This is a genomic window from Pseudoxanthomonas sp. GM95 (assembly GCF_900109775.1).
Taxonomy (GTDB): domain Bacteria; phylum Pseudomonadota; class Gammaproteobacteria; order Xanthomonadales; family Xanthomonadaceae; genus Pseudoxanthomonas_A.
In genome coordinates, this window is the sequence record NZ_FOAX01000002.1 from 1 (window position 1) to 15,225 (window position 15,225).

At 68.0% G+C, this 15,225-nt stretch carries 15 protein-coding genes; 13 read left to right on the forward strand and 2 right to left on the reverse strand.

Going from position 1 to position 15,225, the window contains the following annotated elements; translation table 11 throughout:
• From BMZ17_RS08160 to BMZ17_RS08210, 11 genes are all read left to right on the forward strand, one after another.
• A partial coding sequence (locus BMZ17_RS08160; protein WP_254775252.1) for an RHO alpha subunit C-terminal catalytic domain-containing protein occupies positions 1 to 717 on the forward strand: 717 nt, incomplete at its 5' end.
• Positions 714 to 1,202: a benzoate 1,2-dioxygenase small subunit gene (gene benB, locus BMZ17_RS08165; protein WP_093138121.1), complete on the forward strand. Its 489-nt coding sequence runs from the start codon at positions 714 to 716 to the stop codon at positions 1,200 to 1,202. The genes BMZ17_RS08160 and benB, both read left to right, overlap by 4 nt.
• Before the next feature lie 22 nt (positions 1,203 to 1,224).
• Positions 1,225 to 2,259 carry a benzoate 1,2-dioxygenase electron transfer component BenC gene (benC, locus tag BMZ17_RS08170; RefSeq protein ID WP_093138122.1) on the forward strand — a complete coding sequence of 345 codons (1,035 nt, stop codon included), beginning with the start codon at positions 1,225 to 1,227 and terminating at the stop codon, positions 2,257 to 2,259.
• Positions 2,256 to 3,026: a benzoate diol dehydrogenase BenD gene (gene benD / locus BMZ17_RS08175; protein ID WP_093138123.1), complete on the forward strand. Its 771-nt coding sequence runs from the start codon at positions 2,256 to 2,258 to the stop codon at positions 3,024 to 3,026. The genes benC and benD overlap by 4 nt, the downstream gene beginning before the upstream one ends.
• Before the next feature lie 135 nt (positions 3,027 to 3,161).
• Positions 3,162 to 4,445, forward strand: coding sequence for a salicylate 1-monooxygenase (gene salA / locus BMZ17_RS08180; RefSeq protein ID WP_093138124.1), 1,284 nt, complete (start codon positions 3,162 to 3,164; stop codon positions 4,443 to 4,445).
• A gap of 123 nt (positions 4,446 to 4,568) precedes the next feature.
• On the forward strand, positions 4,569 to 5,912 hold the full coding sequence (locus BMZ17_RS08185; RefSeq protein ID WP_093138125.1) for an MFS transporter: 1,344 nt from the start codon (positions 4,569 to 4,571) through the stop codon (positions 5,910 to 5,912).
• 3 nt (positions 5,913 to 5,915) lie between these two features.
• The gene (locus BMZ17_RS08190) at positions 5,916 to 7,124 is read left to right on the forward strand and encodes a benzoate/H(+) symporter BenE family transporter (RefSeq protein WP_093138126.1); all 1,209 of its coding nucleotides are present in this window, start codon (positions 5,916 to 5,918) and stop codon (positions 7,122 to 7,124) included.
• A 122-nt stretch (positions 7,125 to 7,246) separates the two neighbouring features.
• The gene (locus tag BMZ17_RS08195; protein ID WP_093138127.1) at positions 7,247 to 8,680 is read left to right on the forward strand and encodes a DcaP family trimeric outer membrane transporter; all 1,434 of its coding nucleotides are present in this window, start codon (positions 7,247 to 7,249) and stop codon (positions 8,678 to 8,680) included.
• Between the two features lie 156 nt (positions 8,681 to 8,836).
• Complete coding sequence (locus BMZ17_RS08200) at positions 8,837 to 10,300, forward strand: benzaldehyde dehydrogenase (RefSeq protein ID WP_093139479.1); 1,464 nt, start codon at positions 8,837 to 8,839, stop codon at positions 10,298 to 10,300.
• A gap of 18 nt (positions 10,301 to 10,318) precedes the next feature.
• Positions 10,319 to 11,443 (forward strand): NAD(P)-dependent alcohol dehydrogenase, encoded by a 1,125-nt coding sequence (locus BMZ17_RS08205; protein ID WP_093138128.1) that lies wholly within the window; start codon positions 10,319 to 10,321, stop codon positions 11,441 to 11,443.
• Between the two features lie 121 nt (positions 11,444 to 11,564).
• Complete coding sequence (locus BMZ17_RS08210; protein WP_093138129.1) at positions 11,565 to 12,728, forward strand: helix-turn-helix domain-containing protein; 1,164 nt, start codon at positions 11,565 to 11,567, stop codon at positions 12,726 to 12,728.
• 19 nt (positions 12,729 to 12,747) lie between these two features.
• Here BMZ17_RS08210 and BMZ17_RS08215 read toward each other — a convergent pair whose 3' ends face one another.
• On the reverse strand, positions 12,748 to 13,230 hold the full coding sequence (locus BMZ17_RS08215) for a YajQ family cyclic di-GMP-binding protein (protein ID WP_093138130.1): 483 nt from the start codon (positions 13,228 to 13,230) through the stop codon (positions 12,748 to 12,750).
• Positions 13,231 to 13,320: 90 nt separating this feature from the next.
• Between BMZ17_RS08215 and BMZ17_RS08220 the strand changes: the two genes are divergently transcribed.
• Together BMZ17_RS08220 and BMZ17_RS08225 are read left to right on the forward strand one after the other, a co-directional pair.
• Positions 13,321 to 14,217 carry a DMT family transporter gene (locus BMZ17_RS08220; RefSeq protein ID WP_254775253.1) on the forward strand — a complete coding sequence of 299 codons (897 nt, stop codon included), beginning with the start codon at positions 13,321 to 13,323 and terminating at the stop codon, positions 14,215 to 14,217.
• 10 nt (positions 14,218 to 14,227) lie between these two features.
• Positions 14,228 to 14,758: a hypothetical protein gene (locus tag BMZ17_RS08225; RefSeq protein ID WP_093138131.1), complete on the forward strand. Its 531-nt coding sequence runs from the start codon at positions 14,228 to 14,230 to the stop codon at positions 14,756 to 14,758.
• Positions 14,759 to 14,764: 6 nt separating this feature from the next.
• Here BMZ17_RS08225 and BMZ17_RS08230 read toward each other — a convergent pair whose 3' ends face one another.
• Positions 14,765 to 15,067, reverse strand: a complete 303-nt coding sequence (locus BMZ17_RS08230; protein ID WP_093138132.1) for a hypothetical protein — start codon at positions 15,065 to 15,067, stop codon at positions 14,765 to 14,767.
• Positions 15,068 to 15,225 lie beyond the last annotated feature (158 nt).

Here is a 15,225-nt window from a genome sequence, read left to right on the forward strand (position 1 = left end):
CAGATGGAGAACGGCTGCGACGGTTACCACGTCAGCTCCGTGCACTGGAATTACTCGGCCACCATGGGCCGCCGCAAGGAAACCGGCACCAAGGCGGTGGACGCCAACGGCTGGAGCAAGAGCGTCGGCGGCGTGTACGGCTTCGAGCACGGCCACATCCTACTGTGGACCAACTCGCTCAACCCGGAAGTGCGCCCGGTGTGGAACCGCCGTGCCGAGATCGCCGCGCGCGTGGGCGAGGACAAGGCGGACTTCATCACCCGCCAGACTCGCAACCTGTGCCTGTACCCGAACGTGTACCTGATGGATCAGTTCTCCACCCAGATCCGCGTGACCCGCCCGATCGACGTGGACAAGACCGAGATCACCATCTACTGCTTCGGCATCAAGGGTGAGAGCGCCGAAGACCGCGCGACGCGCATCCGCCAGTACGAGGATTTCTTCAATGTCTCGGGCATGGGCACCGCCGATGACCTGGAGGAATTCCGCGCCTGCCAGCAGGGCTACGCCGGCACCTCTGCCGCGTGGAACGACCTCAGCCGCGGCGCGCCGCTGTGGGTGGAAGGCGCGGACGAAAACGCACAGAAGATGGGCATCAAGCCGCTGCTCAGCGGCGGCCGCAGCGAGGACGAAGGCCTGTTCGTGCGCCAGCACGAATACTGGGCCAAGGCCATGCGCGATGCGTTGGCCCGCGAACAGGCCGGAGACGCTGCGTGAGCCACGACCTGCCCTCGATTGCCGCGTTTCTGTATCGCGAAGCCCGCCTGCTGGATGACCGCCAGTGGGACGAATGGCTGGAGCTGTACGCCACCGATGTCACTTACTGGATGCCGGCCTGGGACGACGACGACCAGCTCACCGAAGACCCGCATTCGCAGATCTCGCTGATCTATTACCCCAGCCGCGACGGGCTGGAAGACCGCGTGTTCCGGATCAAGACCGAGCGCTCCGGTGCGTCCACGCCCGAGCCGCGTACCAGCCACAACGTCAATAACATCGAGGTGGTGGAGACGCGCGGCGAAGAGCTCGACGTCCGATACAACTTCCACACGCTCAACCATCGCTACAAGACCACAGACCACTTCTTCGGCACGTGCCTTGTGACCCTGCGCCGCGACGACGCCGGCTACCTGATCAGCCACAAGAAGATCGTGCTGAAGAACGACTACATCCGCCAGGTCATCGACGTCTACCACATCTGATCTGCGCGAGAGGAGGACCGCCATGAGCTATCGCATCGCCCTGAATTTCGAAGACGGCGTCACCCGCTTCATCGACTGCAACGCAGGCGAGAAGGTGCTGGACGCCGCCTACCGCAACAAGGTCAACCTGCCGATGGACTGTTCCGACGGCGTGTGCGGCACCTGCAAGTGCCGCGCCGAAGCCGGTGCCTACGACCTGGGCGACGAATACATCGACGACGCACTGACCGAGGACGAGGCGCAGGCTGGCCTGGTGCTGACCTGCCAGATGGTGCCCTCCAGCGATTGCACCCTGGCCGTGCCGGTCACCTCCACCGCCTGCAAGACCGGCAGCACCAGATTCAAGGCCGCGGTGGTGGACGTGGTCCCGCACGAGGACGCCGCATTGGAACTCAAGCTGGAAGTCACCGGCGATGCGCCGGGGTTCCTGCCGGGCCAGTACGTCAACATCGCGGTGCCGGGCAGCGGCCAGACGCGCTCGTATTCCTTCAGTTCCAAGCCCGGCTCACACGAGCCGACCTTCCTGATCAAGCGCGTGCCCGGCGGCCTGATGAGCGGGTATTTGGATAGCGCCAGCCCCGGCCAGGTGCTGGACATGACCGGCCCACTGGGCAGCTTCTACCTGCGCGAAGTGAAGCGTCCGGTGCTGATGCTCGCCGGCGGGACTGGCCTGGCGCCGTTCCTGTCGATGCTCGCGTGGCTGGAAGAACACGGCAGCGAGCATCCGGTGTACCTGATGTACGGCGTCACCCGTGGCGCGGACCTGGTGCTGGTGGATGAACTGCAGAAGTTCGCCGAGCGCCTGGACTTCTTCAGCTTCGATACCTGCGTGGTCGAGCCCGCCTCGCGCCACCCGAAGATCGGCTACGTCACCCAGCACCTGATGCCCGAGGCGCTGCACGACGGCAAGGTGGACGTGTACCTGTGCGGCCCGCCGCCGATGGTCGATGCAGTGCGCAACCACTTCACCGAAACCAGGGTGACCCCGGCCAGCTTCTACTACGAGAAGTTCACGCCCAATGCGCCGGCCAGCACCCCGCAGGACCTGGCCGCGTGAGTCCTCGCTTCGCCGGCAAGGTGATCGTGGTGACCGGCGCCGCCCAGGGCATCGGCCGCAGCGTCGCGCTGCGGGCCGCGGCCGAGGGAGGTCAGGTTGTACTGGTGGACCGCGCCGAGTTCGTCGGCGACGTGGCCGATGAAGCCGATGGTGTGGCCGCGTCCTTTGTTGCGGATCTTGAAACCCATGCCGGCGCGCACGCAGCCATGGAGTTCGCCGCGAAGACCTTCGGTGGCATCGACATCCTCATCAACAACGTGGGTGGCGCGATCCGGATGCGGCCGTTCGCCGAGTTCGAGCCGGCGCAGATCGACGCCGAGATCCGTCGCTCACTGATGCCCACGCTGTACAGCTGCCACGCGGTGCTGCCGCACCTGATCGCGCGCGGCGGCGGCACCATCGTCAACGTTTCGTCCAATGCCACGCGCGGTATCTACCGCGTGCCGTATTCGGCGGCCAAGGGCGGCGTCAACGCGATCACGCAGTCGCTGGCGATGGAATACGCCGACCGCAACATCCGCGTGGTCGCCACCGCGCCGGGCGGCACGGCCGCGCCGCCGCGCCGCGTGGCCCGCAATGCCGATGGCGACACCGCGCAGGAGCAGGCGTGGATGGCCGAGGTGGTCGAACAGGTCACCACGTCCACCTTCCTCAAGCGCTACGGAACCATCGACGAGCAGGTCGCACCGATCCTGTTCCTGGCCTCGGACGAGGCGGCCTACATCACCGGTTCGATCCTGCCCGTGGCCGGAGGCGACACCGGCTGAACCACCAACATTGAACGAGGCCCGCGCGGTGCGCGGCGTCCTTGCATTCCACGTCGCGCGGCTCCTGGGAGGGACTATGCAACACACTGACATCACATCGATCGCCTCGTCCGGGCAGCGCCTGGAGCGCCGTCCATGAGCCGCGCGCCATTGCGCATCGGCATCGTCGGTGGCGGCATCGCCGGTGTTGGCCTGGCGCTAGGCCTGAGCCGTCATCGCCACCTGGACGTGCAGCTGTTCGAATCGGCGCCGGCCTTCGGCGAGATCGGCGCGGGCGTGTCGTTCGGTCCCAACGCGGTGCGCGCGCTGGCCGGCCTGGGCATGGGCGAGGCCTATGCCGAGCTGGCCGATCGCACGCCGGCGCCGTGGCAGGACGTGTGGTTCCAGTGGCGGCGTGGCGAAGATGCGCGCCTGCTGGGCGAAACCCTCGCGCCGGGCGTGGGCCAGTCCTCGGTGCATCGCGCCGATTTCCTCGATGCGCTGGCGCGTCGGCTGCCGTTCGGCCTGGCCCGCTTCGGCAAGCGCGCGGTCGGCGTTGAGCAGCGCGACGATGGCATCCGCGTCGACTTCACCGATGGCACTTCGTACGAAGGCGACGTGCTGATCGCTGCCGACGGCATCAAGTCTGCGCTGCGCGGTGACGTACTCGCCGGCCTGGGCCTGCCGCAGGCCGCGCCGCGTTTCACCGGCACCTGCGCCTATCGCGGCCTGATCGACAGCGACCGGCTGCGCGCGGCGCTCATCGCACGCGGCGTGGACATGGCTCTGATCGACGTGCCGCAGATGCTGCTGGGCCTGGACGCGCACATCCTCACCTTCCCGGTGAAGCAGGGCCGCCTGATCAACGTGGTGGCCTTCGTCTCCGACCGCAGCGAGGCCGATCCGCAGTGGCATCCGCAGCAGCCGTGGGTGCGCGAGGCCAGTTGGCGCGAAATGCTCAATGCCTACGCCGACTGGGGCGTGGCCGCGCAGACCCTGCTGGAATGTATCGACACGCCAACGCACTGGGCGCTGCACGACCTGGCGCAGTTGCCTGGTTACGTGTATGGCCGGCTGGGCCTGATCGGCGATGCCGCGCACGCGACGCTGCCGCATCAAGGCGCCGGCGCCGGCCAGGGGCTGGAAGACGCGTACCTGCTCGCCCAGCTGCTGGCCGAACCCGGCCTCACCGCCGCCCAGATTCCCGAAGTGCTGCAGGTCTACGACCGGCTGCGCCGCCCGCGTGCCTGCGGCGTGCAGCAGACCTCGTGGGAAGCGGGCGAACTCTACGAACTGCGCGATCCGCTTGCCGGTGATGACGACGCGCGCCTGAAGGTGACGCTGGCCACGCGCTTCGACTGGATCTGGAACTACGACCTGGAAGACGAAGTGGCGCGCGCGCGTCAGGCGCTCGGCTGGGCGACTTCCGTGACGGCCTGACGATTCAACGCGTCTCTCCACCGCGCTGAAGCCACGGCGCGACGGAGAGGCAGGCAATACCAACGCGGCCGTCGCCGACGGCCGTTTCATTCAACGCAGTGCACATCCTGGGAGGGAGAGGTCATGCGCAGCATCGATGTCAGTGAGGCGATCGACCAAGGTCGATTCAGTGGGTTCCAGTGGGCGGTGGTGATCATGTGCGGGCTGCTGCTAATCGTGGACGGCTACGACGTCTTCGTCGCAGGCACGGTGCTGCCCACGCTGATCAAGGAGTGGGGCCTGACCAAGCCGGAGGCCGGCATCCTGCAGGCCTGGGCGCTGTTCGGGATGATGTTCGGCGCGCTGGTGCTGGGGCCGCTGGCCGACAAGATCGGCCGCAAGAAGGGCGTGACCATCAGCTTCCTGCTGTTCACCGTGGCCACGCTGTGTACCGGCTTTGCCAGCAACCCCGAGCAGTTCAAGGCGCTGCGCTTCATCGCCGGCCTGGGCTGCGGCGGGCTGATGCCCAACGCCGTTGCGCTGGTCAACGAATACGCGCCCAAGCGCATGCGCGGCACGATGGTGGCGCTGATGTTCAGCGGCTACTCGGTCGGTGGCATGGTCGCGGCGATGCTGGCCATCTGGATCATCCCGGCAATGGGCTGGCAGCCGATGTTCTGGGCCGCCGCGGTGCCGCTGCTGGCGCTGCCACTGATCCTGTGGAAGCTGCCTGAGTCGCTGGGCTTCCTGATCCGCCAGGGACGACAGGACGAAGCCCGCGCGATCTACGCCAAGCTCGATACCGCATCCAAGCTTGACGCGCAGGACGTGCTGGTCTGCTCCGAAGCCAAGGGCCCGGCCTCGTCGGTGGTGGAACTGTTCCGCCACCACCGCGCGCTGCGCACGCTGATGCTGTGGGTGTCGTTCTTCTGCTGCCTGCTGCTGGTGTTCCTGCTCAGCTCGTGGCTGCCCAAGGTCATGCAGGAGGCCGGCTACGCGCAGAAGGCCAGCATGCTGACCCTGTTCTCGCTCAACTTTGGCGGCATGGCCGGCGCGATCGCCGGTGGCTGGCTGGGGGATCGCTTCGGCCTGCCCAAGGTGGTGGTGGCGTTCTTCGTCGCGGCCATGGTGTCGATCGCGGCGATCGGCTACATCCCGGCGGTGCCGGTGCTGTTCACCCTGGTGTTCATCGCCGGTGCGGCGACCATCGGCACGCAGATCCTGCTCTACGCCAGCGTCGCCCAGCTCTACACCATGTCGGTGCGCTCCACCGGCCTGGGCTGGGCCTCGGGCGTGGGCCGCGTCGGTGCCATCGTCGGGCCGACCCTGGGCGGCGTGCTGCTGGCAAAGGAGATGCCGCTGCAGCAGAGCTTCCTGATCTTCGCGATCCCGGCGGCGGTCTCGGCGGTGGCGATGCTGGTCTTCGCCATCTCCCAGCAACGCGCCAATGCGCCGGCGCCGCTGGTCACCGCGACCCAGGCGCCCTGAACCATGGCGTTGGCCCGCCAGCTGCTTCGCGACGTGTCACTGCCGGCCATCCTGGCCGGCGTGATCGCCACGCTGATCTCGTTCGCCGGGCCGCTGGTGATCGTGTTCCAGGCCGCGTCCGGCTTGCCGGCGCCGCTGCTGGCGTCGTGGGTGTGGGCGATCTCGATCGGCAGCGGCGTGCTGGGCGTGGGCCTGAGCCTGTACTACCGCGCGCCGACGGTGATCGCCTGGTCGATCCCCGGCTCGGTGCTGCTGGTGAGCCTGCTGCCGACGGTGGCATTCCCCGTCGCGGTCGGCGCGTACATCGTGGCCAGCGTGGTGCTGCTGGTGGTGGGGGTGTCCGGTGCGTTTGATCGCATCGTGGCGCGCCTGCCGCCGGCGATCACCGCGGCGATGCTGGCCGGCATCCTGTTCGGCTTTGCGACCAAGCTGTTCGTCGGCATGGCCGCGCAGCTGTGGCTGGTGCTGGCGATGTTCGCGGCGTTCTTCGTCGGGCGCCGCTGGTTTCCGCGCTATGCGGTCGTGGCGGTGCTGTTGACCGGCGTCGGCGTCGCGCTGGCGAGCGGGCAGGTGCGCGGGCCGTTGCCGGCGCTGGCGTTGACCACGCCGGTGTGGGTGACGCCGCAGTTCGACTGGCAGGCCATCGTCAGCATCAGCATCCCGCTGGTGGTGGTCGCGTTGACCGGGCAATTCGTGCCCGGCATGGCGGTGCTGCGCACCAGCGGCTACCTGCGCCCTGCGGCCGGTCCGCTGCTGGTGTGGTCGGCGGCGGGGTCTGCATTGCTGGCGCCGTTCGGCTGCCACGGGTTGAATCCGGGCGCGGTCACCGCCGCGATCTGCACCGGGCCCGAAGCGCATCCCGATGTCAGCCGGCGCTACGTGGCCGGCGTCGCCGGCGGCGTGGCCTATCTGGTGCTGGGCTGCTTCGCCGGCACGGTGCTGGCGTTGTTCTCGACCCTGCCGAAGGAACTGATCGCCACCCTGGCCGGGCTGGCGCTGTTCCCCAGCATCGCCGGCGCGCTGACCACGGCGGTAGCCGACGCGCGCGATCGCGATGCGGCACTGGTGACCTTCATCGTCTGCGCCTCGGGGATGTCGCTGTTCGGGGTGGGCGCGGCGTTCTGGAGTCTGTTGTTCGGTGTGGCCACGCACCTGCTGCTGCAGTGGCGTCGCGGGCACGCCGCGGTGCCGGCGGAGCAGGCCTCGCGCTAGCAAAAGTGGTTGCGAGGGGAGGGGCGCGTGGCCACCGCGCGCCTGGGGTTCAAGACATACACGCCACTGCGCGGCCACCGGGCCGCGCATCACATCACCACGGGTTTTCCTGGGAGGGAAGCATGGATTCATTCGTCATCGCCACCCGGCGCGCGTCACTCGCGTGCGCCATCTCCGTCGCCCTGTTTGCCCCGGGCGCCGCCTTCGCGCAGGCGTCCAACGATGCCGAGCAGGACAAGCGCATTGCCCAGCTGGAAAGCGAGGTGCAGGCCCTCAAGGAGATGGTCCAGTCGCAGCAGACGCAACTGGTCGATGCGCGCACCCAGCTGCAGGCCGTCAGCCAGCCGGGCAACACGCCGCTGAAGGGGCCGGGCGTGCAGGGCAGTGGTGCGATCGTCAGCGCGCCGCCGCAGCAGGCCTCGCCCGCACTGGGCGCAGGCGCACCGCCGCGCGCGCCGATCCAGAACACCGCCATCGTCGCCGGCGGCGACAGTCACTTCAGCTACGGCGGCTTCATCAAGCTGGACATGATGTCCACCTACACCAGCGACGGCGCCATCGCCGACAGCACGCCGGGCCGCCTGTTCTACTTCCCGGCCGCCACGCCGGTCGATGCCGGCCCGGGCAAGAGCTATACCGACTTCCACGCGCAGTTCTCGCGCATCTGGTTCGGCGTGGACCGCGTCACCGATACCGGCGACAAGCTCAAGGGTTACGTGGAGTTCGATTTCTTCGGCGGCGGCAACAGCAACGTCGGCAACGAAAAATTCTCCAACGGCTATCCGCCCACGCTGCGCCACGCCTACGTGCAGTGGAACCACTGGCTGGCCGGCCAGACCTGGACCAATGCGATGGACCTGGGCTCGCTGCCCGAAACGGTGGACTTCGTCGGCATCGTCGACGGCACGCTCTTCGCGCGCCAGGCGCAGATCCGCTACAGCACCGGCAACTGGTCGTTCTCGCTGGAGAATCCGCAGACCTGGTACCAGGCCGGCACGCCCACGCAGGTCAGCTCGGGTGAGAACAACATCCCCGACGTGACCGCGCGCTGGACGACCAAGGGCAATTGGGGCCACTTCAGCGTGTCGGGCCTGGCCCGCCAGCTGCGTACCGCCGACGACAGCACCGCCGGCTATGCGCTCAGCGTGGCCGGTTCGTTCAAGCTCAGCGACACCGACCTGCTGCAGTACACCGTCAGCGGTGGCCCGGGCCTGGGGCGCTACATCGGCTTCGGCCTGATTCCCGATGCCTACCTAGAACGCGACGGCGCGCTCAAGGCGCAGGACGGCTACGCGGGCTTCGCCGCGTGGCGCCACAACTGGACCGGCAGCTTGCGCAGCACGCTGGCGTACTCGACCGCGTACATCTCGGTGGACGAAGCCGCGGTGGGCCAGCTGGCCACCGAGCGCACCCAGTCCTGGCGCCTGAACCTGATCTACTCGCCGTTCCCGCGCCTGGACGTGGGCGCCGAGTTGAGCTGGGCCAAGCGCCAGTTGGCCAACGATGCCGAGGGCGAGTTGAACCGCCTGCAGACCACGATCAAGTACACGTTCTGAGCGGTGGTACGAAGTGCGGCACTGTCCAGTTTCTGGACAGTGCCTGCCGCGTGGCCACGCAACGACGCGGGTTTGCGCGATTGATCCAAAGGTGGATGGCCCATGCGCGCGGTCGCGCGCACGCTGCGGCCACGGTTTTCCATCGAGGTCCCTGTCATGACACAAGACGATTTCCTGCCGGCCGCGCTCTGGTGCGACAAGGTGTTCACTGGCCAGTGGAGCGCGACCGGCGCGCAGCAGCCCGTGATCGAGCCGGCCACCGGCGACACCCTGGGCAGCATCGGCATGGCCAACGCTGCCCAGGTGGCCACCAGTGCAGCCGCCGCGCGCGCCGCGCAGCAGGCCTGGGCCGCAGCGCCATACGAAGACCGCGCGCAGGTGCTGCGCAAGGCCGCGCAGCTGGCCGAGCAGTACACGCCGCAGATCATCGACTGGATCGTGCGCGAAAGCGGCTCGACCCAGCCCAAGGCCGGCTTTGAAGCGTCGATCAACGTCAAGGCGCTGCATGAGGCGGCCGCGCTGCCATCGCGCGCGACTGGTGAAGTGCTGCCTTCGGTGCCCGGCCGTTTGAGCCTGGCGCGCCGTCGTCCGCTGGGCGTGGTCGGGGTGATCTCGCCGTTCAACTTTCCGCTGTACCTGGCCATGCGCGCGGTCGCCCCGGCGCTGGCGCTGGGTAATGCGGTGGTGCTCAAGCCCGATCCGCGCACTGCGGTGTGCGGCGGCTTCGTGATCGCGCGCTTGTTCGAACTCGCGGGCTTACCTGCCGGTCTGCTGCACGTGCTGCCAGGCGATGGCGCGGCGGGTGCGGCGCTGACCGCCGATCCGAACGTGGCGATGATCCAGTTCACCGGCTCGACCGGTGCCGGTCGCAAGGTCGGCGAAGCGGCGGGCAAGCACCTGAAGAAAGTCTCGTTGGAACTGGGTGGCAAGAACTCGCTGATCGTGCTGGACGACGCCGATCTCGCTCTTGCGATCGCCAACACCACCTGGGGTGTGTACCTGCACCAGGGCCAGATCTGCATGTCGTCGGGCCGCGTGCTGGTCCAGCGCGGCATCTATGACGCCTTCCTGGCCAAGCTCACCGCAAAAGCCAAGTCGATGGTGGTTGGTGATCCGTCCAAGGGCCAGGTGCATCTGGGGCCGTTGATCAATGTTGCCCAGCGCGACCACGCGGCAAAGATCGTGGCAGACGCGGCGGCGGCAGGTGCGAAAGTGGAGGCCGGCGGCGCCTACGAAGGCCTGTTCTTCCAGCCCACCGTGCTCAGCGGCGTGACCCGCGACAACCCGGCGTTCAACGAAGAGATCTTCGGGCCGGTGGCGGTGGTGGTGCCGTTCGACACCGATGCCGATGCGATCGCGCTGGCCAACGACACCGAGTACGGCCTGTCGATGGCGGTGCTGTCGTCCAATGTTGGCCGCGCGCTCAAGCTCGGCGAGCAGCTGCGCACCGGCCTGCTCCACATCAACGACCAGACCGTCAATGACGAGGTCATCAATCCGTTCGGCGGCGTCGGCGCCTCCGGCAACGGCACCAGCATCGGCGGGCCGGCCAACTGGGAGGAATTCACCCAGTGGCAGTGGCTGACCGTCAAGGGCGACGCGCCCGCCTATCCGCTCTGATTCGAAGGAACCATGTCCATGAATGCAGCTGTCGAAATTCGCGAGATCACCGCCGCGGTCACCCGTTCGCAGGGCGCGCCCTTCACCATCGAATCGGCCCGCCTGCGCGCGCCGCAGGGTGATGAAGTCCTGGTGCGCGTGGTTGCCACCGGCCTGTGCCACACCGACCTGATCGTGCGCGACCAGTACTACCCCGTGCCGCTACCCGCCGTGCTGGGCCACGAAGGCGCCGGCGTGGTCGAAGCGCTGGGCCCCAACGTCAAGGATCTGAAAGTCGGCGACCATGTCGTGCTGACCTACGGCGCCTGCGGCCACTGCCACCAGTGCGACAGCGGCCACGGTGCGTACTGCAAGGATTTCTTCGGTTTGAATTTCGGTGGCAGTGATCTGCAGGGCAACACCGCGATCACCGATCCGGCGGGCGCGCCGCTGCACGATCATTTTTTTGCACAGTCCTCGTTCGCCAGCTACGCGCTGAGCCGCGAGAACAACGCGATCAAAGTGCCTGCCGATGCCCCGCTGGAACTGCTCGGTCCGCTGGGTTGTGGCATCCAGACCGGCGCCGGGGCGGTGATCAATTCGCTCAAAGTCCGTCCGGGCAGCAGCTTCGTCAGCTTCGGCGCCGGCGCGGTGGGCCTGAGCGCGGTGATGGCCGCGCGCGTGGCTGGCGCGACCACGATCATCGCCGTGGACGTCGTGCCCTCGCGCCTGGAGCTGGCGTTGGAACTGGGCGCCACACACGTCATCAACAGCCGCGAGCAGGACATCGTCGAGACCGTGCGTGCGATCTGCGGCGGCGCCGATTTCGCACTGGAATCCACCGGTCGCCCGGAAGTGCTGGCGCAGGGCATCGAAGCGCTGGGCTCGCTGGGCAACATCGGCGTGGTCGGCGCGCCCAGGCTGGGCACCAAGGCCGAGTTTGACGTCAACAACCTGTTGCTGGGCGGGCGCAGCATCCGCGGCATCGTCGAAGGAGACAGCGTGCCGCAGGTGTTCATCCCGCAGCTGGTGCAGCTGTTCCAGCAGGGGCGGTTCCCGTTCGACAAGCTGGTCAAGTTCTACGCGCTGGACCAGATCAACCAGGCGGCCGAAGATAGCACCAAGGGCATCACGCTCAAGCCTGTGTTGCGGATGCCGCAGTAAGGCCGTTCTCAAGTAAATCGCAACGGACCGTCGCGCGCTGCGCGGCGGTCCTGCAGCGGTTTCTAAAGGCCCCGCGGCGTATCCTTGGCAGTCGGTGAAGCGGCGTAAGGAGCCGGTGCCGATGTCGATGTTTCCGGCGATGCAGCAACAGCAGCTCGATGTGGCCCGCAGCCGGTTCGCCCAAGGCGAGCCGTTGCCGGAGGCCCTGCTTCCCGACGGGTTGGCCCGCTCCTGGGAGCGCTCGCGCCAGGCTGGCGTGCAGCCAGGGCAGGTGCCGCAATACGACGCGGCCCAGCGCGCCCGCAACATGCGTGAGCAGCCCGACGATCGACGCCTGTACCAATGTGTGCACGAGGAGATCGAGCAGCTCTGGAGCGCGTTCGGCGGACCGGACTGGACCATCTTCTGCGCCAACCCGCAGGGCGTGATCGTGCATGCGCGGCATAGCCCGAACTGCGACGATCCGGTGCTGCTGCCGATCGCCGCCGGGCGGCGCATGGCCGAGTGCGATATCGGCACCACCGCGCCCAGCTGCGTGCTCAGCGATGGCCGCGAGGCGATCGTGCAGGGCAACCAGCATTACCTGCGCGCGTTCGAGCAGATCTTCTGCCTGTCCGTGCCACTTTGGGGCACCGAAGGCCGGGTGATCGGCGCGCTGGACATCACCGGCCGCGGCACGCGGGATGCGGGGCTGCTGCAGGAGCATTTCCGCCAGGCCGCGCTCTCGGCCGAGCATCGGCTGTTCGCCACGCTGCGTCATTGCCATCTGCTGGCGATCCAGCACGATCCGCGCTGGCTGGACACACCGCTCGCCGGCCTGCTGGCCATCGATGAAGACGGCGGCCTGCGCGCGGCTAGCCGGCTCGCGCGGCGCATGCTGGGCCTGCCGGTCCAGTGCCCGGTGACGTCATGGACGCTGGAGGCGCTGTTCGCGCACGCCTTGCCCGCGCAGCAGCGGCGCCTACTGCAGCCGGCCCATCACGCGCAGCGTCTGGCGCGCGCCGACGGTAGCCATCTGTGGGTGCAACACCTACGCGGACCGCTGCGCGGCGTGACCGCGGGCGCACGCCTGCAGGCGCATCCAGGGGTGCCTGTGGTCCCTGCATCGGGAGATGCGCTGGCCGGGGATGGCGACCTGCAGGATCACACCTTGCGTGCCATCGCCCAGGCCTTGGGCGAACACGACGGCAATGTCGCCGCCACCGCGCGTCAGCTGGGCATCTCACGCACCACGCTGTACGCCAAGCTGCGCCAGGCGCGCGCGACCGGACTGCTGCCCGGCTGACGCGCGCGGCTGGTCGCGATCAGTCGCGGAAGTTGTCGTACTGCAGGGGCTGTTCGAATTCCTGCTTCTTCAGCAGCGCGATGGCGTCCTGCAGGTCGTCGCGCTTCTTGCCGTTGACGCGCAGCTTGTCGCCGTTGATCTGGGTGTCGACCTTGAGCTTGGCTTCCTTGATCTTAGCCGCAATCTGCTTGGCCAGCTTCTGCTCGATGCCCTGCTTGACGGTGATTTTTTGGCGCGCGCCGGCCAGATTGGTTTCCACCTCACCGAACTCCAGGCAGCGCGCATCGATGCCGCGGGCGATCAGGCGCGCGCGCAGGATGTCTTCCATCTGCTTGAGCTGGAAATCGCTGGGTGCGGACTGGCTGATGGTGCTGTCTTCCAGCACGAACTTGGCATCCACGCCCTTGAAGTCGAAGCGGTTGGACAGCTCGCGGTTGGCCTGGTCCACCGCATTGGTGAGCTCGTGGGTGTTGACTTCGGAAACGACGTCGAAGGAAGGCATGGCAGTCGGGGCAGATCGAAAAGGTGGCGCATAGGGTAGCGCAGGCCTCCTGTGCGGACCGCGACCCACGCACTGCGGGATAATCGCGGCATGACCCATGCGCCTCCACACCGCAGCTCCGCCGCCTTGTTCATGCTGGGCGCGGTGGCGCTGTTCGCGATGATGGATGCGGGCCTGAAATCGCTGTCGGCGCACTATCCGCCGCTACAGGTGGGCGCGATCCGCGGGCTGGCGTCATTCCCGCTTGTGCTGGTCTGGGCGCTGTCCACCGCTTCGGTGCGCAGCCTGGTTCGCGTGCATTGGCCGATGCACCTGCTGCGCGGAGCCTTGAGCGTGTTGATGATGGCCGGCTTCGTCTATGGCGTGGCGCGCCTGCCGTTGACCACCGCCTATGCGATCACCTTCGCCGCGCCGTTGCTGGTGACTGCGCTGGCCGGCCCGGTGCTGGGCGAACACGTCGGCCCGCGGCGCTGGGCGGCCGTCGGCATCGGCCTGCTGGGCGTGCTGGTGGTCCTGCGCCCGACCGGCGCCGGGATGATGACGCTGGCCGGCGGCGCGGTGCTGGTGGCCGCGTGCTGCTACGCGGCCAGCTTCCTCACCACGCGCCTGCTGGCACGACGCGACAGCACCCAGGCGATGGTGCTGTGGATGGTCGCGTTGCTGGGTGTGGCCGCGGGCCTGCTGGCCTGGCCGCGCTGGGTGCCGCTGCAATCGGCGCATTGGCTGCAGATCGCCATCGTCGGCGTGGCTGGCGCCGGCGCGCAGGTGTTGCTGACCGAGGCCTTTCGCCGCGGTGAAGCCTCGATGATCGCGCCGCTGGAATACTCGGCGCTGCTGTGGGGCGTGTTGCTGGATGTGGCGCTGTGGGGCGTGCTGCCCGATGGCATCACCTGGCTCGGCGCGGGCATCATCGTCGGCAGCGGCCTGTACGTGCTATATCGCGAACGCGTCGTCGCCCGCGCCGCCGCGGCCACGCCACCGCCGTGAGGGCGCCGCCATGCCGCTGCTGATCGTGCTGGTGGTCGTGTTGCTGGTGCTGGCGGCCTGGGTGCTGCTGATGCCGCTGTGGCTGTACCTGCGCTTCCGCCAGGGCAAGGCGCGTCGCCGGCTGGTGCCGTGGATGGTGCGCTTCAATGGCTGGCTGATGCTGATTTCCACCGCGCTGTTTTTCGTCAGCGTGGCGATCGCCGGACATTGGTGGCCGGGCGCGCTGGGCCATGCAGGTCTCGGGCTGGCAGCAGGCGTGTGCACGGGCGCGCTGGCCGTGGTGTTGGGCAAGGTTGAACACGATCCGTCGCGCAGCTATCTCACGCCCAATGCGTGGGTCGCGGCGTTGCTGCTGGTCGTGGTGATGCTGCGGCTCGCGGCCGGGCTGGTCGAAGCCTGGCGTCGCCTGGCTGGCCACGGCGCCTTGGCCTGGTTGCCGGCGTTCGACCACACCACGCTGTTCGCGCTGGGCGGTTTGCTGCTGGGCCATGGCCTGGCCACGGCGTGGGGCCTGCGCTGGCGGCTGCCGCGCAGGCGATGACACCGCTCAGATCTCGTCGTCTTCGTCGTTGAGGATCTCGATGGCCGCACCGGTGGCCTGCGCCACGCGCTCGACCACGGCATGCACGCGACGTACGCCTTCATCGTTGGGCGCTTCGACCTCGATCACCGAATACCCCGGCGCCGCATCGTCGCTGAGGCCCGCCGAGCTGGAATCGTCATCATCCATGTGCGGCATCAGGTCCTCGATCTCCTCGACATGCTCGATGCCCTCGATGGCTTCCAGCGCATGGGTCAGGGTCAAAGTGGCGTCATCATCGCCGGTGACGCGCAAGCGGACGGTGGGCATCGCAGGACTCCTCGTAGAACGTGGCCCACGATGCTGACCATGCCCGTGCGAAGGCGCGGTGAGTGCACCGTTATCCAACGCGCGCGGCGTGGCGGCATGAAAAAAAGGCGACGGACCGTGAGGTCCGCCGCCTTCGATGGCACCGTCCGCGCGTCGGG

Coding starts and splice junctions, on each gene's coding strand:
- BMZ17_RS08195 (WP_093138127.1), top strand. CDS start 7,247: ATGGATTCATTCGTCATCGCCACCCGGCGCGCGTCACTCGCGTGCGCC.
- BMZ17_RS08185 (WP_093138125.1), top strand. CDS start 4,569: ATGCGCAGCATCGATGTCAGTGAGGCGATCGACCAAGGTCGATTCAGT.
- BMZ17_RS08200 (WP_093139479.1), top strand. CDS start 8,837: ATGACACAAGACGATTTCCTGCCGGCCGCGCTCTGGTGCGACAAGGTG.
- BMZ17_RS08230 (WP_093138132.1), bottom strand. CDS start 15,067: ATGCCCACCGTCCGCTTGCGCGTCACCGGCGATGATGACGCCACTTTG.
- BMZ17_RS08215 (WP_093138130.1), bottom strand. CDS start 13,230: ATGCCTTCCTTCGACGTCGTTTCCGAAGTCAACACCCACGAGCTCACC.
- BMZ17_RS08205 (WP_093138128.1), top strand. CDS start 10,319: ATGAATGCAGCTGTCGAAATTCGCGAGATCACCGCCGCGGTCACCCGT.
- BMZ17_RS08190 (WP_093138126.1), top strand. CDS start 5,916: ATGGCGTTGGCCCGCCAGCTGCTTCGCGACGTGTCACTGCCGGCCATC.
- salA (WP_093138124.1), top strand. CDS start 3,162: ATGAGCCGCGCGCCATTGCGCATCGGCATCGTCGGTGGCGGCATCGCC.
- BMZ17_RS08210 (WP_093138129.1), top strand. CDS start 11,565: ATGTCGATGTTTCCGGCGATGCAGCAACAGCAGCTCGATGTGGCCCGC.
- benC (WP_093138122.1), top strand. CDS start 1,225: ATGAGCTATCGCATCGCCCTGAATTTCGAAGACGGCGTCACCCGCTTC.
- BMZ17_RS08220 (WP_254775253.1), top strand. CDS start 13,321: ATGACCCATGCGCCTCCACACCGCAGCTCCGCCGCCTTGTTCATGCTG.
- BMZ17_RS08225 (WP_093138131.1), top strand. CDS start 14,228: ATGCCGCTGCTGATCGTGCTGGTGGTCGTGTTGCTGGTGCTGGCGGCC.